At 65.6% G+C, this 22556-nt stretch carries 21 protein-coding genes; 7 read left to right on the top strand and 14 right to left on the bottom strand.

The window, feature by feature from the left end:
• Positions 1-146 precede the first annotated feature (146 nt).
• The 7 genes from astB to ACEN88_RS01625 all read right to left on the bottom strand — a co-directional run bounded on the left by astB (position 147) and on the right by ACEN88_RS01625 (position 8529).
• Complete coding sequence (gene astB / locus ACEN88_RS01595; protein ID WP_413337073.1) at positions 147-1490, bottom strand: N-succinylarginine dihydrolase; 1344 nt, start codon at positions 1488-1490, stop codon at positions 147-149.
• A gap of 5 nt (positions 1491-1495) precedes the next feature.
• Entirely contained in the window at positions 1496-2977 is a 1482-nt protein-coding gene (gene astD, locus ACEN88_RS01600; protein ID WP_413337074.1) for a succinylglutamate-semialdehyde dehydrogenase, read from the bottom strand.
• Positions 2970-4001 carry an arginine N-succinyltransferase gene (gene astA / locus ACEN88_RS01605; RefSeq protein WP_413337075.1) on the bottom strand — a complete coding sequence of 344 codons (1032 nt, stop codon included), beginning with the start codon at positions 3999-4001 and terminating at the stop codon, positions 2970-2972. The genes astD and astA overlap by 8 nt, the downstream gene beginning before the upstream one ends.
• Positions 4002-4026: 25 nt before the next feature.
• Positions 4027-5067 (bottom strand): arginine N-succinyltransferase, encoded by a 1041-nt coding sequence (locus ACEN88_RS01610; RefSeq protein ID WP_413337076.1) that lies wholly within the window; start codon positions 5065-5067, stop codon positions 4027-4029.
• Positions 5068-5148: 81 nt separating this feature from the next.
• Positions 5149-6390: an acetylornithine/succinyldiaminopimelate transaminase gene (locus ACEN88_RS01615; RefSeq protein WP_413337077.1), complete on the bottom strand. Its 1242-nt coding sequence runs from the start codon at positions 6388-6390 to the stop codon at positions 5149-5151.
• Between the two features lie 252 nt (positions 6391-6642).
• Positions 6643-7581: a GlxA family transcriptional regulator gene (locus ACEN88_RS01620; protein ID WP_413337078.1), complete on the bottom strand. Its 939-nt coding sequence runs from the start codon at positions 7579-7581 to the stop codon at positions 6643-6645.
• 30 nt (positions 7582-7611) lie between these two features.
• Positions 7612-8529, bottom strand: coding sequence for a DMT family transporter (locus tag ACEN88_RS01625; protein ID WP_413337079.1), 918 nt, complete (start codon positions 8527-8529; stop codon positions 7612-7614).
• A 98-nt stretch (positions 8530-8627) separates the two neighbouring features.
• Here ACEN88_RS01625 and ACEN88_RS01630 point away from each other — a divergent pair, with 98 nt between their 5' ends.
• From ACEN88_RS01630 to ACEN88_RS01645, 4 genes are all read left to right on the top strand, one after another.
• Complete coding sequence (locus ACEN88_RS01630; protein WP_413337080.1) at positions 8628-9098, top strand: MarR family winged helix-turn-helix transcriptional regulator; 471 nt, start codon at positions 8628-8630, stop codon at positions 9096-9098.
• Between the two features lies 1 nt (position 9099).
• Positions 9100-9381: a hypothetical protein gene (locus ACEN88_RS01635; protein WP_056123771.1), complete on the top strand. Its 282-nt coding sequence runs from the start codon at positions 9100-9102 to the stop codon at positions 9379-9381.
• Between the two features lie 29 nt (positions 9382-9410).
• On the top strand, positions 9411-10247 hold the full coding sequence (locus ACEN88_RS01640; RefSeq protein ID WP_413337081.1) for an HDOD domain-containing protein: 837 nt from the start codon (positions 9411-9413) through the stop codon (positions 10245-10247).
• 201 nt (positions 10248-10448) lie between these two features.
• Positions 10449-10967, top strand: a complete 519-nt coding sequence (locus ACEN88_RS01645; protein WP_413337082.1) for a porin family protein — start codon at positions 10449-10451, stop codon at positions 10965-10967.
• A gap of 632 nt (positions 10968-11599) precedes the next feature.
• On the opposite strand, the gene secF is transcribed toward ACEN88_RS01645, so the two are convergent.
• The 5 genes from secF to queA form a co-directional block, all read right to left on the bottom strand.
• Positions 11600-12622, bottom strand: coding sequence for a protein translocase subunit SecF (gene secF / locus ACEN88_RS01650; RefSeq protein WP_413337083.1), 1023 nt, complete (start codon positions 12620-12622; stop codon positions 11600-11602).
• 12 nt (positions 12623-12634) lie between these two features.
• Positions 12635-14524 carry a protein translocase subunit SecD gene (gene secD, locus ACEN88_RS01655; protein WP_413337084.1) on the bottom strand — a complete coding sequence of 630 codons (1890 nt, stop codon included), beginning with the start codon at positions 14522-14524 and terminating at the stop codon, positions 12635-12637.
• Between the two features lie 57 nt (positions 14525-14581).
• The gene (gene yajC, locus ACEN88_RS01660) at positions 14582-14914 is read right to left on the bottom strand and encodes a preprotein translocase subunit YajC (RefSeq protein WP_056123750.1); all 333 of its coding nucleotides are present in this window, start codon (positions 14912-14914) and stop codon (positions 14582-14584) included.
• Between the two features lie 129 nt (positions 14915-15043).
• Positions 15044-16183, bottom strand: a complete 1140-nt coding sequence (tgt, locus tag ACEN88_RS01665; protein WP_413337085.1) for a tRNA guanosine(34) transglycosylase Tgt — start codon at positions 16181-16183, stop codon at positions 15044-15046.
• A gap of 3 nt (positions 16184-16186) precedes the next feature.
• Positions 16187-17230: a tRNA preQ1(34) S-adenosylmethionine ribosyltransferase-isomerase QueA gene (gene queA, locus ACEN88_RS01670; protein ID WP_413337086.1), complete on the bottom strand. Its 1044-nt coding sequence runs from the start codon at positions 17228-17230 to the stop codon at positions 16187-16189.
• Between the two features lie 149 nt (positions 17231-17379).
• Here queA and recG point away from each other — a divergent pair, with 149 nt between their 5' ends.
• On the top strand, positions 17380-19464 hold the full coding sequence (gene recG, locus ACEN88_RS01675) for an ATP-dependent DNA helicase RecG (protein ID WP_413337087.1): 2085 nt from the start codon (positions 17380-17382) through the stop codon (positions 19462-19464).
• 26 nt (positions 19465-19490) lie between these two features.
• On the opposite strand, the gene ACEN88_RS01680 is transcribed toward recG, so the two are convergent.
• Positions 19491-19751, bottom strand: coding sequence for a hypothetical protein (locus tag ACEN88_RS01680; RefSeq protein ID WP_160410841.1), 261 nt, complete (start codon positions 19749-19751; stop codon positions 19491-19493).
• 124 nt (positions 19752-19875) lie between these two features.
• Positions 19876-20556: a DJ-1/PfpI family protein gene (locus ACEN88_RS01685; RefSeq protein ID WP_413337088.1), complete on the bottom strand. Its 681-nt coding sequence runs from the start codon at positions 20554-20556 to the stop codon at positions 19876-19878.
• An 87-nt stretch (positions 20557-20643) separates the two neighbouring features.
• On the opposite strand from ACEN88_RS01685, the gene ACEN88_RS01690 reads away from it, so the two are divergent.
• Both ACEN88_RS01690 and ACEN88_RS01695 read left to right on the top strand, forming a co-directional pair.
• Positions 20644-21678, top strand: a complete 1035-nt coding sequence (locus ACEN88_RS01690; RefSeq protein WP_413337089.1) for a GlxA family transcriptional regulator — start codon at positions 20644-20646, stop codon at positions 21676-21678.
• Between the two features lie 95 nt (positions 21679-21773).
• Positions 21774-22514, top strand: a complete 741-nt coding sequence (locus ACEN88_RS01695; RefSeq protein WP_413337090.1) for a Crp/Fnr family transcriptional regulator — start codon at positions 21774-21776, stop codon at positions 22512-22514.
• Positions 22515-22556 lie beyond the last annotated feature (42 nt).

Consider the following 22556-nt stretch of genomic DNA (forward strand, 5'->3'; position numbering starts at 1 on the left):
GTTCATGTTTAGCTTCTCCAAAAGCTGGTTGTTGCGCCGGGTTCGGCGCGGCTTGTGGCCACATGTTCCCGGCTGGTACGGACAGGGTTGTCCCGTCCAGATCTCTTATTTAAGGTTCCTGTTCCCGGAAACGATTCGCCATTAAATCATGAAAGGTCGTAAAGACCGGGCAAGCCCAGGATGCGTTCCAGGTCTTCCAGCGCGGCCGCGCATTCGATGGCCAGCTGCGGGTCTGCGAGATCCTTCGGCTCCACGCGGTCGCGGTAATGACGCTCGACCCACGGCACGAGGCGCGCATACAAATCGTCCGTCATCAGCACGCCCTGGTGCATCGCGGCCGCTTCCTCGTCCGTGAGCACCACGCGCAGGCGCAGGCACGCGGGGCCGCCGCCGTTGCGCATGCTCTGGCGCAGGTCGAATTCGATCAACTCGTCGATCGGGCCACCGGATGCGACGAGCTGCTCGAGGTAGCGGGCCACGGTCGCCGTCTCGCGGCATTCGTGCGGGACGACGAGCGCCATGCCGCCGTCCGGCTTCGACAGCAGCTGGCTGTTGAACAGGTAGCTGGCGACGGCATCGGCGACGGGGACGACGCCCGTGTCCACGCGCACGGCGCGCAGGTCGGTGCCGGTGACGCCCAGCGCGCGGCGCAGCGCGTCCAGCGTGGACGCTTCGTCGGCGAACGCCTGGTCGTGGTAGAACAGCACGTTGCCGTTGCCGACCGCGATCACGTCGTTATGAAACACGCCCTGGTCGATCACGGCCGGGTTCTGCGACGCGAACACGGTGCGCGCCGCGTCCAGGCCGTGCAGGCGGGCGACGGCCTGCGATGCCTCCAGCGTCTGGCGCGCCGGGTATTTCACGGGTGCCGGTGCGGACGGGTCGAATTCGACGCGGCCATAGACAAAAAACTCGACGCCGGACGCGCCGTGTGCGCTGGCGAAGCGCGTGTGGTTGGCGGCGCCCTCGTCGCCGAACGCGGGCGTCGACGGCAGCGGGTCGTGCACGACGAAGCGGTCCGGGTTCGCGAACAGGGCGCGCAGGGTGCGCGTCGCCTGCACATGTTCTTCCGCGCGGTGCAGTTTATTGTTCAGGTTCGCGGCGGTGAAGTGCACGCGGCCGTCCGCCGTGTCGGCCGACGGGCTGACGGTGGCGGCGTTCGCGGTCCACATCGGCGATGCGGAGTACGCGCACGCGAGGATCACCGGCGATTCGCGGTACGCCTGCGCCAGCACGTCGGCGTCCGTGCCGGAAAAGCCGAGGCGGCGCAGCAGGCGGAAGTTCGGACGCGCCTGCGGCGGCAGCAGGCCTTGCGCGAAGCCGCGTGCGGCCAGCGCGCGCATCTTGGCGAGGCCCTGCAATGCGGCCTGGCGCGGGTTCGACGCGCTCCGCACATTGTTGAACGAGGCGACGTTGCCGAACGACAGACCGGCGTAGTTGTGCGACGAGCCCACGAGGCCGTCGAAGTTGAATTCGCGTGCGTTGCGCATATCGTTCAGAAGTTAAGGCCCGGGGACAGTTTCGCCGGCATTTCCAGCTCGGACGTTTCGATCGAGGCGACCGGGTACGCGCAGTAGTCGGCCGCGTAATAGGCGCTCGGACGATGGTTGCCGGACTTGCCCACGCCGCCGAACGGCGCGGAGCTGGCGGCGCCCGTCGTCGGACGGTTCCAGTTGACGACGCCCGCGCGCGCCTTGATCGCGAAGCGCTTCCACAGCTCTTCCGACGGCGACAGTAGCGCGGCGGCGAGACCGTATTCCGTCGCGTTGGCGGCGTCGATGGCGGCGTCGAAATCGGCCACGCGGACAATCTGCAGCAGCGGTCCGAACCACTCTTCGTCCGGGATGCCCGTCGCATCCGTCACGTCGACGATACCGGCGGTGACGAAGCCCGCGTTCGGATCGAGCTGGCGCATGCGCAGCAAAACGTTACCGCCCTGCGCTTCCATCATCTCTTGCGCCTGCACGAGGCGTTTCGCCACGGCGGCCGAGACGACGGGGCCCATGAACGGCTGCGGCTCCGCATTCGACGGACCGACCGCGAGCTTGCTCGCCACGTCCACGAGGCGGTCGATGAAGGCCTGGCCTTCCGGCGTGTCCTGCACGATCAGGCGGCGCGCACACGTGCAGCGCTGGCCGGCGGAGATGAACGCGGACATGACGGCGTGGTGCACGGCCGCGTCCCGCATTTTCTCATCCTCCTGCACGTCCCAGACGACGAGCGGGTTGTTGCCGCCCATTTCCAGCGCCAGCATCTTGCCCGGCTGGCCGCCGAACTGTTTATGCAGCGCGACGCCCGTCTGGCTGCTGCCGGTGAACAGGATGCCGTCCACATCCGGGTGCTGCGACAGCGCGACGCCGGTCGCGCGGCCGCCGTTCACGAGGTTCAGCACACCCTGCGGCAGGCCGGCCTGTTCCCACAGCTGCACGGTACGCACGGCGGTGCGCGGCGCATATTCGCTCGGCTTGAACACGAGCGTGTTCCCCGCGATCAGCGCGGGCACGATGTGGCCGTTCGGCAGGTGGCCGGGGAAGTTATAGGGTCCGAACACGCCGAACACGCCGTGCGGACGGTGGCGCAGCACGGCGTTGCCGTCGGCGACCTTCGCAGCCGTTTCGCCCGTGCGCGCGGCATGCGACTGCACCGAGATGTCGACCTTGTTGGCCATCGTCGTCACTTCCGTGCGGGCTTCCCACAGCGGCTTGCCCACTTCCTCGGCGATGATCGCGGCGAGTTCCTCGTTGTGCTCCTTGAGCAGGTCGCGGAAGCGCTGGCAGATGGCGATGCGTTGTTCGAGCGGCGTGAGCGCCCAGTCTTCGAACGCGGCGCGCGCGGCTTTTACGGCGCGGTCCACATCTTCTGCCGTGGATTCGTTGCTGGTCCAGGTCTGGCGGCCGGTGGACGGGTCGATCGTGTCGAGCTGGGGACCGGAGCCGGCCAGCCATTCACCGCCGATAAAGTTAGAGACGTTAGCCATTGTTCTTCCTTACGTTGAGGGCCAGCGAGCGGATAAGGTCGCCCGGCTGGCAATGCAGCAGTTGGAGTTCGCGCACGGATAGCGCGACCTTGCGGCCGCCGTCGCAGGCCTGGGTAAGGACCATGCGAAAATCGTCGAGCTTCGTGTTGGAGACGAGCGTGACTTCGCACTCGCCGTCCGGTTGGCCTTCCTCGGCCGTGGTCAGCACGCTGTCGCGCACGGCGCGCAGCTCGGCCACGCGGCCCTGCAACACGGGGCCCGCGTCGAAGATGTCGACGTAACCCTCGTAGTGCATGCCTTCCTGTTCCAGCAGCTTGCGCGCCGGGAGCGTGGAGCGGTGCACCTGGCCGATCACGGCCTGCGCGTCTTCCGGCAGGTACGCCACGTACAGCGGCTGGCGCGGCATGAGCTCCGCGATGAACGATTTCTTGCCGAGTGCCGTGAGGCCGTCGACGTGGTTGAAATCCATCTTGAAGAAGTGGCGGCCGAGCCCCTCGTAGAACGGCGACGTGCCGTCCTCCGCCTGGTAGCCACGCATCTCGGCGATGATCTTTTCCGTGAACAGGTGCTGGAACTGGGCCATGAACAGGAAGCGGCTCTTGGACAGCCACTTGCCGTTGTAGCCCGTGCGGTATTCCGGCATCAGGAACAGCGAGCACAGTTCCGTGGAACCGGTCAGGTCGTTGGACAGGTACAGCGTGTCCATGCGCGTGAACACGCCCAGTTCGCGGCTGGAATGCACCAGCGTGCCGATGCGGTAGTTATAAAACGGCTCCGTGAGGCCGACGGCGGCCTTGATGGCGCACACGCCGGCCAGGCGGCCGTTGGACGTGTCTTCCATCACGAACATGTAGTCGCGTTCCTCGGGCGGGATCGTCTGCGCGAACGATGCCACCGCGGTCTCGACGCGCTCGCCCAGCATGGCGCGGTCCGGCTTCAGCGTGGTCATGCCGCTGCCGACCTGGCGCGCCATCTCGATCAGCGGATCGATGTCGTTCAGGGTGATTGCGCGGATTACGAGCATGGGTTCCTCATAGTTTTCCAAAGCGTCAGATACGTACGCAGATGACGCTGTCGCCGGTCTCTCTGCCTAACGCCTCGCGTGCCGCGGGCGGCAGGCAGATGGATTCGGAGCTCTCGGCCGGGTCGCACGGCAGCACGATCGCGCGGAACTTGCGCTCGCTGCTGGCCACCGCGTAATTCACCATCGCGGCCTTGCCGCCGCGCGTGGGCGGCTGCAGTTCGGCGTTCGCGACCTTCTTCACCATCGAGCCGGAGAACGACCGCAGCGCGTGCTTGTGCGCCTGCAGGATCGGACCGCCGTCGAAGATGTCGATGTATTCGTCGGCCTCGAAGCCCTCTTCCGTCAGCAGGTCGAACGCGAGTTCGCCGCTCGGGTGGATCTGGCCCATCACGGCCTGCGCGGGGCCGGGCAGCAGCGGCACGTACACGGGGTAGTGCGGCATCAGCTCGACGATCAGCGTGCGGTTACGGGCGCCGCCGATCGTGCGCTCCGCATCGAGGAAGTCCATCTTGAAGAACTTGCGGCCCAGCGCATCCCAGAACGGCGACTGGCCGCCCTCGTCGGTGACGCCGGCCAGCGGCACGAAGAAGCGGTCGCCGAAACGGTGCGGCGCCAGCACGGCATATAACAATCGGGCGCGCGACAGCAGCGCGGCTTCGCGCCGCGCCGTGTCGCGGTCGCGAATATAAAAGCCGGACAGCTGCGAATACGCCGTCAGCTCCGAGCAAAGGGTCAGCGCGTGCACGCTGTGGCTGATGTTCAGGTCGCGCGAGACCTGCTGGATCACATCGTTGCGGAACGCGAAATAAGTGCCGTTCGAACCGGCCGACGCGTGGATCGCGGCGGTGCCGACCAGCTCGCGGCTGTCGACGTCTTCGAGCACGAACAGGTAGGACTCTTCGCTGGGAATGTCGACGTGGGCGGCGAACGACGCCACGGAACGCTCCACGAACGCGGCGATCTTTTCGCGCGTGCGCGGCAGGGTGTGCACTCCCGGCGTGGACGCGGCGAGCAGCGTCTCGAGGGCGCCGACATCCGCTGGTTCTACCGGACGAACTACATACATGGATTCTCCCGACAAAGGCATCGAACGAACGGAGCCGGCCGGGCTGGGGTGGCCCCCTTCCGGCCGGGTGGTGCAGGCGTATCAGCCGGCGAGGAACGCGTCGGCGGCCTGGCGCATGATGCGATCCGCGTCCGCGATCTGCTCGTCGGAGACGACCAGCGCCGGTGCCAGGCGGACGACGTCCGGACCGGCGATCAGCAGCATCAGGCCGAGCTTTTCCGCGACCTTCGTGTAGTCCTTCGACTTGCCCTTGTAGCCTTCGGCCATCGGCAGGCCGAGCAGCAGGCCCTTGCCGCGCGGCTTGGTGAACAGCTGCGGGTAGTCGGTGGCCAGCTTCTCCAGGTTCGCGACGATCTTGCCGCTCGCCTCGCGCACGCGCGCCAGGAAGGCCGGCTGGTTGATCTGCTCGATCACGGCCAGCGCCACCGACGTCGCCAGCGGGTTGCCGCCGTACGTGGTGCCGTGGCTGCCGACGGCCAGGTACTGCGCGATCTCGTTGGTGGTCAGCATGGCGCCGATCGGGTAGCCGTTGCCCAGCGCCTTGGCCGAGGTCAGCACGTCCGGGGTCACGCCCACGTTCATGTAGTCGTAGAAGGTGCCGGTGCGGCCCACGCCCGACTGCACTTCGTCGAAGATCAGCAGGGCGCCGGTCTTGTCGCACAGTTCGCGCAGCGTTTTGAGGAATTCGATGTCGCCCGGGATCACGCCACCCTCGCCCTGGATCGGCTCGACGATCACGGCGGCCACGTCATCGCCGATGGCGGCGCGTGCGGACTCGATGTCGTTGTAGTTGATGTGGTTGATTTCCGGCGGCAGCGGCTCGAAGCCTTCGGTGTACTTCGACTGGCCGCCGACCGACACGGTGAACAGCGTGCGGCCGTGGAACGAGGAATAGCACGACACGATGCGCGACTTGTGCGGGCCGAACTTGCCGTGCGCGTACTTGCGCGCCAGCTTCAGGGCGGCTTCGTTGGCTTCCGCGCCCGAGTTGGCGAAGAAGCAGCGGTCGGCGAACGTGGCCTCGATCAGGGCCGACGCCAGGCGCAGGACCGGCTCGTTCGTGTAGCCGTTGCCGACGTGCCAGAGCGTGGTGGCCTGGCGGGTCAGCGCCTCGACGACGACCGGGTTGCAATGACCCAGGCTGCTGACGGCGATGCCGGAGGTGAAGTCGAGGTAATGCTTGCCGTCCTGGTCCCAGACGTCCAGGCCCGACGCGCGCACGGGCACCATCGCGGCGGGTGCGTAGGTCGGGACGAGCACCTCGTCGAAAGTCTGGCGTGTGACAGGCCGCGTGGCGACACCCGAGTCGAGCTTAGCATTCATGACGTTTTCCTCATCCAAATAAAAGGTTGCGCGGACTCCAGCAGCCGCGCCGAGCGACTCATTATAGAGAAGCCAATCGTTGCCGTTCTTTCCAAACTGCGACAGGCATTTTCATTTTTGGACGAGCAACAATTGCTCAGATTCGGGGTCAGGTCCCATTAATTTCCAAACTTCGGCCAAGCCGCGGCGATGCTCGGTCTATGTCGGTCAACGTCGGCGACGTCGCAAAAATAATGTGCTCTGACCCCGAATTTATTGGCTGAGCTTGCGCTGGCGTTCTTCGCGGGGCGTATTGCCGAACAGGGCGCCGAAGGCGGTAGAGAAGTGGGAGCCGGACGAGAAGCCGCACATCAGCCCCACCTGCACGATGGAGTAGTTGGTGTCGCGCAGCAGCTGGCGCGCCCGTTGCAGGCGTAGTTCGAGGTAGTAGCGCGACGGCAGGCTGCCCAGGTATTGCTTGAACAGCCGCTCCAGCTGGCGGCGGGACACGCCCGCCAGCTGGGCGATGTCGTCGGTCGACAGCGGTTCCTCGATGTTCGCTTCCATCAGGGTGACGGCTTCCGTCAGTTTGGGCTGCAGCACGCCGAAGCGCGCCTGCAGCGCGACGCGCTGGCGTTCGTCCGGGCCGCGCACGCGGTCGACGCACAGGATTTCCTTCACCTGCGCCTGGACCGTCGCGCCGAACAACAGGTCGACGAGGGTCAGCGCGAAGTCGATGCTGGCCGCGCCGCCGCAGGACGTCAGGCGCGCACCGTCGATCTCGTACAGGTGCGGACTCAGCAGGGCCTGGTCGGCGCGCATGTCGACGTCGGGATACAGCGACCACGGCAACGCGGCGCGCGCACCGTTCAGCGCGCCCGCCTCCGCCAGCCACAGCACGCCCGCGCCGACGCCGCCCCAGCACGGCGCCGCGCGGCAGCGGGAGATCACGGTGCGCAGGTTGGCGGGACGCAGCCCCGCCTCGGCCTCGTCGGCGACGAGCAGCACGAGATGCCAGTGGCGCTGGTCGGCCGCGAATTTGTCGGGGGTGCGCACGTCCACGTGCAGGCGTTCAGGCCCCAGCACCTTGGCCGCGAGGCGCAGCGGCTGCACGAGGCCGGACCACGTCAGCGAATCCGGCTCGCCCGCATGCACGAGCAGCACGCGCAGCGGCGCCTCTAGCGCGAGGCGGGATAATTCAAGTTGCTGCATTAGGAAAATGAGCTGGACAATGAGGGATCATCACTCGGGGGCGAGCGCGGCGGTCGGCCGGCTTTCGGCATTCCATTGACTGACTATCATACCGGAGATCAACAAAGCCGCGCCGAGCCAGCCCCGGCCGCCCATCGCCTCGCCCAGCCAGAAATATGCGAAAAACGCGGCGCCGCCGGGCTCGAACGCATAGATGACGGCCGCCTCGTTGGCGCTCGTGCGCGCCTGGCCCCACGCCTGCATCGAGATGATGGCGGCCGTGCACAGCACGCCGAGATAGGCGAAATTCGGCGAATAGTGAAGCAGCCCGTGGCCGATGTAGGCCCAGTAGTTGGCGGCATCGGACGCCACGTCGATGCTGCCCCGCGGCACCTCGCGCGCGAACAACCACAGCGCCGCGCACAGGGCGACGGTACCGATCTGCGCGGCCGTCACGGCCATCAGGCGGACGGCGCGCCGCGTATACACCTCCATGACCTTGATGTAGGCGCCGAACGTGAGCGCGGCCAGCAGCGCGAGCGTGTCGCCGCGGCCCCAGCCGCCCCCGCCATCCCAGCACAGCGCCACGAGCCCCGCGATCGCGAGCAACAGCGCGATGACGATGCGGCGTTCCGGCAGGCGTCCGCCGAGCAGGCCCAGCAGCGGCACGACGAGCACGTTGAGGCCGCAGATGAAGGCGTTGCGGTTCGAGGTCGTCAACGCGAGACCTTCCACCTGGAACAGGTAGCAGAAGAACAGCAGCAAGCCGAGTATGCCGCCCAGCATCAGGTCCGTGCGGCGTGCGCGCCACAGGAACGGCGACAAGAGCGCCGTCGCGATGGCGAAACGGGTCAAAATGATCCAGACGGGAGAAAAATAAGCCGTCAGTTCCTTCATCGCAGGAAACGTCGTCCCCCACACGAGGACGACGACGACGAGGGCGAGGATGCCGCGCAGATGCTGGGTCATGAAACGTGAAATAAATTCTGGCAAGATTGCTATGGTACCGGACCCGGCCGCAACGACGAAGACTGGGGCCGGCCCGCGCTGGCGGCTATAATCGTTTCATGGGTGAACGATATCTGAAGAGTGTGCGCCTGCTGGCCGAATGCCTGCAAGGGTTCGAGCGCTTCGTCGCCGAACCGGTGCGCCGGCATGGGCTGACGCATCCGCAATTCGACATCATCGCCACCCTCGGCAACACGCCCGGCATGACCTACAAGGAACTGGGCGAGCGGACCCTGATCACGAAGGGGACGCTGACCGGCGTCATCGACCGCCTCGAACAGAAGGGACTCGTGGAACGCGCGCGCAATTGCGACGACAAGCGCTCGTTCCTCGTGCGCCTGACGGCGGACGGGGAGTGCCTGTTCCGCACCGTGTTTCCGGCCGTGGTCGCACACGGCAAGCAGCTGTTCGCCGATTATGGCGACGGCGATTTCGAACAACTTGACCACGCGCTGCGCCGGCTGCGCACCCGGCTCGATGCGCCGGGCCTGGTCACACCGGGCGGGCACGTTCCCGCCGACGAAGGATGATATGAATACAGCACTACTGGAAGGCAAAAAGCCGCCTCATTTCGACAAGCACATCATCGGCAACCTGCTGCTGGACGTGGCATCGCCCGCCGAAGTGCGCGAGGAACCGATGGTGATCGGCGTGCGCAACGATGACGGCGAGATCTACCGCCTGATCGGCGCCGCCACCCTGAACAGCTTCATGAACGCGGTCGAGGAATTGTTCGACCTCGGCCTCGTCGACGAGCTGCAGGACACCGAGGAACCGAAAGACGGCTGCGACGCCATTTTCAGCGAGCCTTGACGAAGTTCCTGGGGGTATAATTTTTTCCCATGGACAGAATCGACGCCCTCAAGAGCATTGCCGCGCAGGCCGGGCGCGGCGACCTCCACTTCCCTACCCACGTCGACGCGACGCTCAAGCTGCAGCGCGCGCTGACCGATCCGGAATGCCACATCGACGAAGCGGCGCGTCTCGTGCAGACGGAGCCGTTGCTGGCCGCCCGCACCGTCGCCATCGCCAACTCGGCCGCCTATAACCGCTTCGGCAACGACGTCACCAACGTCAAGGCGGCCGTGCAGCGCGTCGGCTTCCGCACGCTGGGCGCGCTCGCCGCCGCCGTCATCGTGCGCCAGCTGGCGAGCGAAATCCACGATCCCGAGTTGCGCGCCAAGGCCGATCGACTGTGGCTCCACTCGACCCACGTGGCCGCGTTGTCGCAGGTGATCGCGCGGCGCGTGTCGTTCGTCGATCCGGAAACGGCGATGTTCGCCGGCATCGTGCACGAGGTCGGCGGCTTTTATCTGCTGTCGCGCGCGCCCGAGTTCCCGGGCCTGCTCGACGGCGGCGCCGACGAATGGATCGAGCACGGCGAAACCGCCATCGGCCGCGGCGTCCTGCTCAAGCTGGGCGTGCCCGCCCCCGTGATGGGCGCCATCGAGGCGCTGTGGAACGGGATGCGCGCGCTGCCGCCGGAAACGCTGGGCGACACGCTGCTGCTGGCAAACGACCTGTCTCCCGTCGCATCGCCGCTGCTGGAACGCGATACCGGCGTGTCCGGCATCCAGGTGGGCGCCACCATCGACTTCGCCGTCGGCGAAGGCACGCTGAAAACCATCCTCCAGGAATCGGAGGATGAAGTGCACAGCCTCACGGCCGCGTTGGCCTGATTCCCGTTCTCACGTTCACGTCGACACCGGCCGCTGCATGCGGCCGGCGTCGTTTCGACCATATGTGACTTTTCAGTCACTTACTTTCATCTTGTTACATTCCTTACCGTTTAAGAACTTCTCTTAGGGAAACATGGTGCTATCTTGGCCATATTGCGATTCACGACGAATCGCGAGCCCTAGAACACCAAGGAGTGAACCATGAAGAAACTGCTGCTCGCACTGATCGCCACCTCCGCCGTCGCCGGCGTCGCACAAGCCCAGACCACCACGCCGCACGCCTACGTCGGCATCGGCGCCGCCACCGCGGACAACAAGTCGACCGACGACTACCACACGAACGCCAAGATCTACGGCGGCTATGAATTCGACCAGAACTGGGGCGTCGAAGCCGGCTACACGAACTTCGACAAGCAGGACACTTCCCTCGGCAACGTGAGAGGTTCCGGCACCTATGTCGCCGGCAAGTACAGCATGCCGCTGGGCGAGCGCTTCACCGGCTACGGCAAGCTGGGCGTCTCGTACAACGAGCGCAAGTACAGCAGCAGCACCCTGGGTCAGGTCAACAGCTACGACACCGGCCTGTACGGCGGCGTCGGCGTCGAGTACAAGCTGAACCAGAATCTGGCCCTGAACGCCGAGTACGAACGCTACGGCAAGGACAAGGCATTCGGCGCCAAGGCCGATGTCTACACCGTCGGCCTGAAATACGGTTTCTGATTCCGATTCCCCTCCCCGGACCCGGCAACGGGTCTGCTGCACCGGCGTCGTCCCTGCGCAAGCATGGACGACGTTTTTTTTATGGCATCCGGATAAAAAAAATGCCCACTCCGGGGAGTGGGCAAAGTCCAAAACTAGGGATGTCCTGAAAGAGACGAGTCCATCTTAGTTCCCACGGCGCGTGCACTCTGTGCGTGAACTCACATTTGTTAAATATTTTGACTAATTCGTGCCCAAGCGCAAAAAGGACGGGCCACCCACCTTGGTTGCTACACACTGACAATGTAGAGGTAAATTCGGTAGCGTCCAATCTTTGAACCGATATAAGCCCAGCTTTCTGTTCAGCTTCGGTTCACCATGGAGGCAATAGACGAACAACCCCGGGACAATGCCAGCGACTTGACCTACCGCAGCGGTGTAGGAAGGGATTCCGCTGCCGCCGGCCTGATAAAAAAAAACCCGCTCCTTGCGGGAGCGGGTGAAGTCCAAAACTAGGGATGTCCTGAAAGAGACGAGTCCATCTTACGGCCGCCTTGTGTCAGCGCTCTGTGCGCTGTTTCACACATAGTAAAAACAAAAGCCGCCACGGCCAGGCCGGGCGGCTTTTTTTGTACCGAAGACGATGCGCGTACTTACACGACGGCGCCGTCCGTTTCGTCCTTGGCCTTGATCGGCTTGATCAGGTCTTCGCGCTTGACGCCCAGCCACATGGCGATGGCGGCCGCGACGAACACGGACGAGTAGATACCAAACAGGATACCGATGGTCAGCGCGATCGCGAAGTAGTGCAGCGTCTGGCCGCCGAAGAACAGCATCGACAGGACCATCATCTCGGTACAGCCGTGGGTGATGATCGTACGCGAGATCGTGCTCGTGATCGCGTGGTCGATGACCTGGGTCACGGACAGCTTGCGCTCCTTGCGGAAGGTCTCGCGGATCCGGTCGAAGATCACGACCGATTCGTTCACGGAGTAGCCCAGCACGGCCAGCACGGCGGCCAGCACGGTCAGCGAGAATTCCCACTGGAAGAAGGCGAAGAAGCCCAGGATGATGACGACGTCGTGCAGGTTGGCGACGATCGCCGCGACGGCGAACTTCCACTCGAAGCGCACGGCCAGGTAGATCATCACGCCGACGACGACCATGATCAGGGCGTTCAGGCCGTTCTGCGCGAGCTCGTCGCCGACCTGCGGGCCGACGAATTCCACGCGCTGCTGGCTCAGCACTTCCGCGCCGGCCGCGTTGACGCAGCTGGTGCGGGCGACTTTCTCGCCCTTGTCGCTGGTCTGCTCGATCTGCTTCGGCGTGCCGGCTTCGGCCGCGCACAGCGCGTTGAAGACAGTCGCCGACGTGCCCGAACCGGCGACGTCCTTGCGGATCGGCAGGCGCAGCATGACGTCCTGCGCGGTGCCGAAGCTCGTTACTTCCGGCTGCTCGTAACCCAGTTTTTCCAGCGTGTGGCGGATCTTTTCCTGGTCGGCCGCGTGCGGATAGCGCAGCTCCATCACGGTACCGCCCGTGAACTCGACCGAGAAGTGCAGGTGCTTGGTCACCAGGAAGAACACTGCGGCGACGAAGGTCAGCGCCGAGATCACGTTGAAGATCAACGCGTGGCGCATGAACGGGATGTCCCGTTTAATCTTGAAAAATTCCATGGTCTACCCCGGTTATCCTTTCTTGACGGCCGTCTTGGCCGCGGCGGCATCCGCGTTCCACACGGTGCCGATGGCGAGCTTGCCGAGCTTCTTCTTGCGGCCGTACCACAGGTTCACGACGCCGCGCGACAGGAACACGGCCGAGAACATCGACGTCAGGATGCCCAGGCAGTGCACGACGGCGAAGCCGCGCACGGCGCCCGAACCGAACACCAGCAGTGCCAGGCCGACGATCAGGGTCGTCACGTTCGAGTCGAGAATGGTCGCCCACGCGTGGCTGAAGCCGGCCGAGATGGCCGCCTGCGGTGTATTACCCGCCCGCAGCTCCTCGCGGATGCGCTCGTTGATCAGCACGTTGGCGTCGATCGCCATACCCAGCGCCAGCGCGATTGCCGCGATACCCGGCAGGGTCAGGGTCGCGCCCAGCATCGACAGCAGCGCGAGCAGGAACAGCAGGTTGCACGCGAGCGCGACGACGCTGAAGAAGCCGAACAGCTGGTAATAGATGATCATGAAGATCGCGATGGCCACGAAGCCCCACAGCGTGGAGTGCAGGCCCTTGGCGATGTTCTCGGCGCCCAGCTGCGGACCGACGACGCGTTCCTCGACGAATTCCATCGGGGCCGACAGCGCGCCGGAGCGCAGCAGCAGCGCCAGCTCGGCGGCGGCCTGCGGGCTGGCCATGCCGGTCGTCTGGAAGTTCGAACCGAATTCGCTCTGGATGGTCGCGACCTGCAGCACGTTGTACTTGCCTTTTTCCTTCAGCAGCGTGGCCATGCGCTTGCCGACGCGCTCGCGGGTCATCGCGCGCATCTTGCGGCCGCCGTCAGCGTTCAGCTCGATGTTCACGGCCGGACGCTGGTTCTGGTCGAAGCCGGCGACGGCGTTGATGACCGAATCGCCGCTCACGAGGACGTCCTTCGACACGACGACCGGTGCGCCGGCGCCTTCGGTGAACAGTTCCGAATTCAGCGGGATCGCGGCGGACAGCTCGGTGCCCGGCGTGACGGTATCGTCGGTCACGCGGAATTCCAGCGTGGCGGTACGGCCGATGATGTCCTTCGCGTGGGCGACGTCCTGCACGCCCGGCAGCTGGACGACGATGCGGTCGCGGCCCTGTTGCTGGATCACGGGCTCGCTCACGCCCAGTTCGTTGATACGCTTGCTCAGCGCGCTGATGTTCTGCTTGACGCCCTCTTCCACCACGCGCTGCAGTGCGGCCGGCTTCAGGGTGACGACCAGCTTCAGGTCGGAGCCGTCGGCGGCGTCGGAGAACGCCAGGTCGGCGTTCTGCGCGGCCAGCACGTTGCGCGCCTGCGTACGGGTGGCTTCGTCGCGGAACTTGATCTCGACATTGTTGCCGACGCGGTCGATGCCGGCGTGGCGGATGTTCTTGTCGCGCAGCTCGCTGCGGACGCTGGACAGGACGCCCTTGATGCGGGTTTCCTCCACGGCCTTCGCATCCACCTGCAGCAGGAAGTGCACGCCGCCGCGCAGGTCGAGGCCCAGGTTCAGCGGCTTGGCGTTGATGGCCTGCATCCAGGCCGGCGTGTTCTTGACCAGGTTGACGGTGACGATGTAGTCGGGGTCGGCCGGGTCACGGTTCAGGTCGCGCTCCAGCGCCGCCTTGGCCTTGAACTGGATATCGGGGGTCGCGAAGCGCGCGCGCACCGAAGCGCTGTCGCCCGAGCCTTCCAGACCCACGGCTTCGGCAGGAATACCGTCACGCTTGAGCGCTTCGGCAACCCGGGCAGCCGTGTCGCTGTTGACCTTGACGGTCGCCTTGGAGGTCGTCACCTGCAGTGCCGGCGAGTCGACGAAATAGTTGGGCGCCGTGTACAGCAGGCCAACGAGTACTGTCACGAGGATCAGTATGTACTTCCAGAGGGGGTAACGATTCATGATGTTCCAGCGTTCAGGATCGGGCGGGAAGCGCGGCGCGCAGGCCGCGCGGCCGGATTACAGGGACTTCAGCGTGCCCTTCGGCAGCAGCGCGGTCACGGCGTTCTTCTGCACGACCACTTCGGTGCCGGCCGACACTTCGACGGTCACGTACGTGTCGGTGACCTTGGTCACGCGGCCCAGCATGCCGCCGACGGTGATGACTTCGTCGCCCTTGGCCAGCGCGTCCATCATGGTTTTCAGTTCTTTCTGGCGCTTCTGCTGCGGACGGATCATGAGGAAGTACATGACCACGAACATCAGGATCAGCGGGGCGAACGTGGTGAGGTTACCCATCAGACCCGGATCGGCTGCACCGGCGGTTTGCGCGTAAGCGTTGGAAATGAACACAAGGACTCCGATTGTATAAGATGAAAAAACAAGCGCTGTATTCTAGCACCGGCAAACTGGCAACAGCCAATTCCCCCGATGTGGGAACTGGCATGCCGAAATGCAAGATATTATCGGAAATTTAATTGTTTACACGCCGCGGGCGCGGTCGGCGTTGAATTTCAGGCGGAAGGCGTGGAACCGATCCGCATCGATGGCGTCGCGGATCTCCTGCATGAGGTTCAGGTAGTAATGCAGGTTGTGGATGGTATTCAGGCGCGCGCCCAGGATCTCCTTGGAGCGGTGCAGGTGGTGCAGGTACGCGCGCGAGAAATTCTTGCAGCAGTAGCACGAGCACGACTCGTCCAGCGGCGACTGGTCGTCCTTGTAGCGGGCGTTCTTGATCTTGAGGTCGCCGAAGCGGGTGAACAGCCAGCCGTTACGCGCGTTCCGGGTCGGCATCACGCAGTCGAACATGTCGACGCCGTTCGCCACGCCTTCCACGAGGTCTTCCGGCGTGCCGACGCCCATCAGGTAGTGCGGCTTGTTTTCCGGCAGGCGCGGGCCGACGTGCTGCAGCACACGCATCATGTCTTCCTTCGGCTCGCCCACCGACAGGCCGCCGATGGCCAGGCCCGGGAAATTAATCTCTTCCAGGCCGGCGAGGGATTCGTCGCGCAGGCGCTCGTACATGCCGCCCTGGACGATGCCGAACAGCGCGTTCGGGTTCTCGCCCTTGCTGAATTCGTTCATCGAGCGCTGGGCCCAGCGCAGCGACATGCGCATCGACTTGGCCGCTTCCTCGGCGGTCGCCGGGCGGCCGTCGATCTCGTATGGCGTGCACTCGTCGAACTGCATGACGATGTCCGAGTTCAGCGAGCGCTGGATCTGCATCGAGATTTCCGGCGACAGGAACAGGCGCGAGCCGTCGATCGGGGACGCGAACTTCACGCCCTCTTCCGTGATCTTGCGCATCGCGCCCAGCGAAAACACCTGGAAGCCGCCGGAGTCGGTGAGGATCGGCTTGTCCCAGCCCATGAAGCCGTGCAGGCCGCCGAACTTGTCCATGACGTCCGTGCCCGGGCGCAGCCACAGGTGGAACGTGTTGCCGAGGATGATCTGCGAGCCCACTTCCTTCAGCTCGTTCGGCGCCATCGCCTTGACGGAGCCATAGGTCCCGACGGGCATGAAGATCGGCGTCTCGATGGTGCCGTGGTTCAGTTTTAAACGGCCGCGGCGGGCGTGCGACAGGCCGCTCGTGTCTTTTTTAAGAAGGGTAAATTCGAGCATGGTTCAATTCTTGTTTGCGCGTGAGTGCGTCGTCAGCAGCATCGCGTCGCCGTAGCTGAAGAAGCGGTATTCGCTGGCGATCGCGTGCGCGTACGCGGCGCGGATCTCGTCGTAGCCGGCAAAGGCCGAGACGAGCATCATCAGCGTCGACTTGGGCAGGTGGAAGTTCGTGATCAGCCGGGTAACCGTCTTGAACAGGTAACCCGGGGTGATGAACAGGTTGGTGTCGCCGCTGCCGGCCGCAAGGGCGCCCAACTGCGACGCCGACTCCAGTGCGCGCAGCGACGTCGTGCCCACGGCGACGACGTCACGGCCCGCGTCCTGCGCGGCGCGCACGGCGTCGACGGTCTCTTGCGGGATCGTGTACCACTCGCTGTGCATCTTGTGCTCGGCGAGATTTTCCACGCGCACGGGCTGGAACGTGCCGGCGCCCACGTGCAGCGTCACGTACGCGATGCGCACGCCCTTGGCCGCGACCTTGTCGAGCAGCGCCTGGTCGAAGTGCAGGCCGGCGGTCGGCGCGGCGACGGCACCCGGCGCCGATGAATAGACCGTCTGGTAACGCTGCTCGTCGAAATCGTCGGCGTCATGCTCGATGTACGGCGGCAGGGGCAGGCGGCCGTGGGCCTCGATCAGCTCGAACACGTCGCCGTCGAAGTGCAGCGTGAAGAACTCGCCGGCACGCTCGCCGACGCCGACCTCGAACGCGTCCGCGAGGCGGATGCGCGAGCCGGGCTTCGGCGACTTCGACGCGCGCACCTGCGCGAGCACGGTGCGCGGGTCGAGCACGCGCTCGACGAGCACCTCGACCTGGCCACCGGTGTCCTTCTGGCCGAAGAAGCGGGCCTTCAGCACCCGGGTGTTGTTCATCACGAGCGTGTCGCCGGCCTGCAATTGGTCGACGATGTCGGAGAATTGACGGTCGGTGATGCGGTCGCCGTCCAGCTGCAGCAGGCGCGACGCGCTGCGGTCGGGCAGCGGCACCTGGGCGATGCGCTCGGGCGGCAGGTCGAAATCGAAGTCGGAGAGGGAGTACGTTTTGCTCATCTGGGAAAAACTCGTCGAGCCGCCTTACAATATGGGCTACAGCGTGCGGCGAACCCATTATTTTACACCCGGATTCCGGCCGGCGGGCGCAGGCCATAACCGTTATGCCCAAATCCTGATAAGCCGACAACACGCGCCAACGAACCGCCATGCCAGCCACGAACGCCAAACCGGCGGCCAAAGCCGCAGCCAAACAAGCACCGAAAAGCATCGAGAGCAAGCTCGCCAAGCTCGGCCTGCGCACGGACATGGACCTCGTCCTGCACCTGCCGATGCGCTACGAGGACGAGACGCAGATCGTCCCCATCCGCGAAGCCTGCCTGCGCGGCGGCCACGTGTCGCAGGTCGAAGGCGTCGTCACGAAGAACGAAATCGCCTATAAACCGCGGCGCCAGCTGCTGGTGACCATCGCCGACGAGACGTCCGACATCCAGCTGCGCTTCATGAATTTCTACGGCAGCCAGGTGAAACAGCTGGCCGAGGGCACGCGGGTGCGCGCCCGCAGCGAGATCCGGCATGGTTTCTTCGGCGCCGAGATGGTCCATCCGGTCTACAAGATCGTCAACGAGGGCGCGCCGCTCCCCAACTCCCTCACGCCCGTGTACCCGGCGGGCGAAGGGCTGTCGCAGACGATATTGCGGCGCGCGATCGCGGACGCGATGAAGCGCGTGGACTGGACCGACACCGTGCCGCGTGCCGTGCGCGAGAAGCTGAACCTGGCCGAATTCCAGCCGGCCGTGCGTCTGCTGCACTACCCGCCGCCGGACGTCGACGAACACGCGCTGACGGAACGCAGCCACCCCGCGTGGACGCGCGTGAAGTTCGACGAACTGCTCGCGCAGCAGCTGTCGCTGAAACGCGCGCAGCAGGCACGCCGCGAAAAAGGGGCGCCGGTGCTCGGTGCAGTCGGCGCATTGTCGTCGTCGTTCCTGGAAGCCCTGCCGTTCAAGCTGACCAATGCGCAGCAGCGCGTGGTCGAAGAGATCCGCCGCGACCTGCGCGAGGATTACCCGATGCAGCGCCTGCTGCAGGGCGACGTCGGCAGCGGCAAGACCGTCGTCGCGGCCCTCGCCGCCGCGCAGGCCATCGACAGCGGCTACCAGGCCGCGCTGATGGCGCCGACGGAGATCCTGGCCGAGCAGCACTTCCGCAAGATCGCCGCATGGATGGAACCGCTGGGCGTGAAGGTCGCGTGGCTGACGGGCAGCCTGAAAAAGAAGGAAAAGACGGCGGCCAGCGAGATGGCGGAATCGGGCGAGGCGCAGCTCGTGATCGGTACGCACGCGCTGATTCAGGACTCCGTGCAGTTCGCGAAGCTCGGCCTCGTGCTCGTCGACGAACAGCACCGCTTCGGCGTCGGCCAGCGCCTCACGCTGCGCAACAAGGGGTCGGACGGGCTGGTGCCGCACCAGTTGATGATGTCGGCGACGCCGATCCCGCGCACCTTGGCGATGACGTATTACGCCGACCTGGAAGTCTCCGTCATCGACGAACTGCCGCCCGGTCGCACGCCCATCGTCACGCGCGCCATCGACCAGAACCGGCGCGACGAAGTGATCGAGCGCGTGCACGCGGCCGCGCAGGAAGGCCGGCAGGCGTACTGGGTCTGTCCGCTGATCGAGGAATCGGAAGCGCTGCAGCTGCAGACGGCCACCGAGACGTACGAAACGCTGGCGGAAGCGCTGCCCGACCTCGTCGTCGGGCTCGTGCACGGCCGCATGAAGCCGGCGGAAAAGCAGGTGATCATGGACGCGTTTTCCGCGGGCGAGGTGCACGTGCTCGTGGCGACGACGGTGATCGAGGTGGGCGTGGACGTGCCCAATGCATCACTGATGGTGATCGAACACGCCGAGCGCTTCGGCCTGTCGCAGTTGCACCAGTTGCGCGGCCGCGTGGGCCGGGGTTCGGCGGCCAGCGTGTGCCTGCTGCTGTATCAGAGCCCGCTGGGGCCCGTGGCGAAACAGCGCCTGATGACGATGCGCGAGACGACGGACGGCTTCGAGATCGCGCGGCGCGACCTGGAAATCCGCGGCCCCGGCGAATTCCTCGGCGCGCGCCAGTCCGGCCAGGCGATGCTGCGCTTCGCGAACCTGGAGACGGACCAGTGGATCGTCGAACAGGCGCGCGACGTGGCGGCGTGGCTGCTGGAGTCGGATCGGCCGGAAGCCGAGGCCATTGTGGATGCGCACCTGCAGCGGTGGCTGGGCGGGCGCGAGGAGTTCTTGAAGGTGTAACGTGGGCACGGGGTGCCCACCATGCATCACTTCGTCGCAGCAGGCGCCGTCGTATCGGCCGCCGCATCCTTCGCGGCTTCCTTGGTCTCGGCCTTCTTCGCGTGCTTGGCCTTCTTCACGTGCTTCGTGGTCTTCTTCGCTTCCTGTTTCTCGTGCGTCGCCTCGGCCTTGGCGACGGCCGGCGGCGTGGCCGAATCCGGCGTGGTCGTCTGGGCCGGAGCCGGGGTCTGGGCGAAAGCAGCGGTGGCGAACAGGCCGGCGATCAGGGTGGCGACGATTTTTTTCATGATGAAGGGTCCTTGGTAGTTTTGGGTTTCTGCGACCACGTTTGCGCGTCGCTTGTGCCTGAAAACGGCCAGGAACGCTCCCCTGTTGACGCGATTTACAAATGCTTACGCTCCTGACAATCTCTTACAGCCCAGCCGCTTGCGCCAGCGCCGCCTCGACCCGCGCCAGCCGCGGTGCCACCATCTCGCGGTAGCGCGCCACGAGCTCGGCGCCGGCGCCCTGCGGCGAGCCGGCATCGAACGGCGGCTGCGGGTCGTATTCGAGCGCCAGCTGGATCATGCGCGCGGCGTCGTCGCCGGCCAGTTCGGCCGCCAGCGCGAGGCCGAAGTCGATCCCCGCCGTCACGCCGCCGCCCGAGATCCGGTTACGGTCGCGCACGATCCGCTCCGCGACGGGTACGGCGCCGAAATGCGTCAGGAACGGCAACCAGATCCAGTGGCATGCGGAGCGGTAGCCGTCGAGCAGCCCGGCCGCGCCCAGCACGAGCGAGCCGTTGCACACGGACGTGACATAGCGCGCGTGCTGTCCCTGACGGCGCAGGAAGGCCAGCGTGTCGGCATCGCCGAACAGGTCTTCGATGCCGAAGCCGCCCGGCACGCACAGCACGTCCAGCTGCGGGCAGTCGGCGAAGGTGGTCGTGGGGTTGATGGTGAAGCCGACGTCGGTCGGCACCGGATCGCGCGTCTTCCACACGAGGTGTACCCGGGCGCCGGCGACGCGGCTCAGGATCTGGGCGGGACCGGTCAGGTCGAGCTGGGTCACGCGCGGGAACAGCAGGAATCCGATGTGCAGGGTGTCAGTCATGGCAGGCTCCGTTGTCGATGGATGGTGACGCCATTCTAGGAACCGGCTAGCATTGGCAGCAATGTCAAACTTGTGTCGATTCCTGCCATGCCATCCAGGCCTTCCAAAGCGCGCCAGGTTGCCCTGATCGCCTTCGACGACGTCCAGGTGCTCGACGTCACCGGCCCCGCCGCCGTGTTCGGCGCGGCCAACGACGCCGCCGTCCACCTCACGGGGCGCGCGTTCTATCGCATCCACATCCTGTCGCCGCGGGGCGGCCAGGTGACCACGAACTGCGGCCTGGCGGTCGTGACGACGCCGCTGGCCGCCGTGAAGCCGGGCGCGATGGACACGGTGCTGGTCGCCGGCGGCAGCAAGCGCGGCTTGCAGGCGCTCGCGCAAGACCCGGCCGCGCAAGCGTGGCTGCAGCGCGCCTGTGCCCGCGCGCGCCGCTACGGGTCCGTGTGCACGGGCGCGTTCGCGCTGGCCGCCTGCGGTCTGCTGGACGGCAAGCGCGTCGCCACGCATTGGGAAGCGACGGACATCCTCGGGCGCAGGCATCCCGGCGTCGACGTCGATGCGAATGCGCTGTACGTGGAGGACGGTCGCGTGTGGACGTCGGCCGGCGTCACCACCGGCATCGACATGTGCCTGGCACTCGTCGCACGCGACCTGGGCGACGCCGTCGCCAACGCCATCGCGCGCCGGCTCGTGCTGTATGCGCGCCGGCCCGGCTACCAGTCGCAGTTCAGCACCGTGCTGGCGGCGCAGGAAAAGGCGGACAGCCCGTTCGCGGGCCTCGTCGACTGGATCCGCACGCACCTGGACCAAGAACTCGACGTGGCCAGCCTGGCGGCGCGCGCGGGCATGTCGCCGCGCACGTTCCACCGCCGCTTCACGGACGCGCTGGGCGAGACGCCGGCGCGCTTCGTCGAGACGCTGCGCCTCGACCACGCGCGCACGCTGCTGCAGACGTCGATGGCGCTGAAGACGGTGGCCGCGCAGGCGGGGTATGCGACGCCGGGCCAGTTGTCGAAGGCGTTCGCGCGCCGCTTCGGCGTGAGTCCCGGGCTGTTCCGCGCGATGCACGGGGACGAACGGCACGGCCCGCCGGCATGCTTAGCGCGCATTGCGACAACTTAAAACAGAATGTTGTAGTCCTTCATTTTTGACGTCCGCAGCTATGGTATCCTGCATATCAAGACAATCAGCCGGACCGAAAAGCCGAAACGCCGCATATGCAGTCCGCGCACGACCCCAATCAGAACCATCTTCTCGCGGCCCTGCTGGACACGGAATTCGCCCGCCTTTCCCCGCATCTTCAGTTGGTTCCCCTGCTGCTCGGCGACGTGCTGTGCGAATCTGGTGGCAAGCTGGATCAAGTCTATTTCCCGACCACTGCGATCATTTCGATTCATTACCTGCTGGAAAATGGCGGCTCCTCCGAAATTGCCGGGGTCGGCAATGAGGGCATGCTGGGTGTCGCTCTCTTCATGGGTGGGGGTAGCACCCCGAACCGCGCCGTCATCCAGACCGGCGGTTTCGGGTATCGGCTACCGGCGCGCATCCTGATGGACGAATTCAATCGCAATGGCCCGGTGATGCGTCTGTTGTTGCGCTACACGCAGGCACTGCTCACGCACATGTCCCAGACCGCTGTGTGCAACCGCCACCACACCGTCGAGCAGCAACTGTGCCGCTGGCTGCTGCTCACGCTGGATCGCCTCGCGAGCAACGAACTGACGATGACGCAGGAGCTGATCTCCAACATGCTTGGTGTGCGGCGGGAGGGCGTGACGGAAGCTGCCGGCCGGCTGCAAGGACGTGGCTATATCAGTTACCGGCGCGGCCATATCACGGTGCTCGACCGGGCCGGCCTGGAACGGCATGTGTGCGAATGCTACGGCGTGGTCAAGAAAGAATTTGCGCGTTTGCTGTCGGACACGCGCCAACGGCAGCCGGCGGCCCAGGCTGCCTGACAACGCATTGTCATCACCCCGGCGCCGGGGCTTGGGCGCATT

Origin of the sequence: Massilia sp. CT11-108 (assembly GCF_047302915.1) — a bacterium.
GTDB lineage: Bacteria > Pseudomonadota > Gammaproteobacteria > Burkholderiales > Burkholderiaceae_D > Telluria > Telluria orientalis.

What these genes read in the sequence shown, in the direction of transcription:
- astB (WP_413337073.1), bottom strand. Translation starts at nt 1,490, where the DNA reads ATGCGCAACGCACGCGAATTCAACTTCGACGGCCTCGTGGGCTCGTCG.
- astD (WP_413337074.1), bottom strand. Translation starts at nt 2,977, where the DNA reads ATGGCTAACGTCTCTAACTTTATCGGCGGTGAATGGCTGGCCGGCTCC.
- astA (WP_413337075.1), bottom strand. Translation starts at nt 4,001, where the DNA reads ATGCTCGTAATCCGCGCAATCACCCTGAACGACATCGATCCGCTGATC.
- ACEN88_RS01610 (WP_413337076.1), bottom strand. Translation starts at nt 5,067, where the DNA reads ATGTATGTAGTTCGTCCGGTAGAACCAGCGGATGTCGGCGCCCTCGAG.
- ACEN88_RS01615 (WP_413337077.1), bottom strand. Translation starts at nt 6,390, where the DNA reads ATGAATGCTAAGCTCGACTCGGGTGTCGCCACGCGGCCTGTCACACGC.
- ACEN88_RS01620 (WP_413337078.1), bottom strand. Translation starts at nt 7,581, where the DNA reads ATGCAGCAACTTGAATTATCCCGCCTCGCGCTAGAGGCGCCGCTGCGC.
- ACEN88_RS01625 (WP_413337079.1), bottom strand. Translation starts at nt 8,529, where the DNA reads ATGACCCAGCATCTGCGCGGCATCCTCGCCCTCGTCGTCGTCGTCCTC.
- ACEN88_RS01630 (WP_413337080.1), top strand. Translation starts at nt 8,628, where the DNA reads ATGGGTGAACGATATCTGAAGAGTGTGCGCCTGCTGGCCGAATGCCTG.
- ACEN88_RS01635 (WP_056123771.1), top strand. Translation starts at nt 9,100, where the DNA reads ATGAATACAGCACTACTGGAAGGCAAAAAGCCGCCTCATTTCGACAAG.
- ACEN88_RS01640 (WP_413337081.1), top strand. Translation starts at nt 9,411, where the DNA reads ATGGACAGAATCGACGCCCTCAAGAGCATTGCCGCGCAGGCCGGGCGC.
- ACEN88_RS01645 (WP_413337082.1), top strand. Translation starts at nt 10,449, where the DNA reads ATGAAGAAACTGCTGCTCGCACTGATCGCCACCTCCGCCGTCGCCGGC.
- secF (WP_413337083.1), bottom strand. Translation starts at nt 12,622, where the DNA reads ATGGAATTTTTCAAGATTAAACGGGACATCCCGTTCATGCGCCACGCG.
- secD (WP_413337084.1), bottom strand. Translation starts at nt 14,524, where the DNA reads ATGAATCGTTACCCCCTCTGGAAGTACATACTGATCCTCGTGACAGTA.
- tgt (WP_413337085.1), bottom strand. Translation starts at nt 16,183, where the DNA reads ATGCTCGAATTTACCCTTCTTAAAAAAGACACGAGCGGCCTGTCGCAC.
- queA (WP_413337086.1), bottom strand. Translation starts at nt 17,230, where the DNA reads ATGAGCAAAACGTACTCCCTCTCCGACTTCGATTTCGACCTGCCGCCC.
- recG (WP_413337087.1), top strand. Translation starts at nt 17,380, where the DNA reads ATGCCAGCCACGAACGCCAAACCGGCGGCCAAAGCCGCAGCCAAACAA.
- ACEN88_RS01680 (WP_160410841.1), bottom strand. Translation starts at nt 19,751, where the DNA reads ATGAAAAAAATCGTCGCCACCCTGATCGCCGGCCTGTTCGCCACCGCT.
- ACEN88_RS01685 (WP_413337088.1), bottom strand. Translation starts at nt 20,556, where the DNA reads ATGACTGACACCCTGCACATCGGATTCCTGCTGTTCCCGCGCGTGACC.
- ACEN88_RS01690 (WP_413337089.1), top strand. Translation starts at nt 20,644, where the DNA reads ATGCCATCCAGGCCTTCCAAAGCGCGCCAGGTTGCCCTGATCGCCTTC.
- ACEN88_RS01695 (WP_413337090.1), top strand. Translation starts at nt 21,774, where the DNA reads ATGCAGTCCGCGCACGACCCCAATCAGAACCATCTTCTCGCGGCCCTG.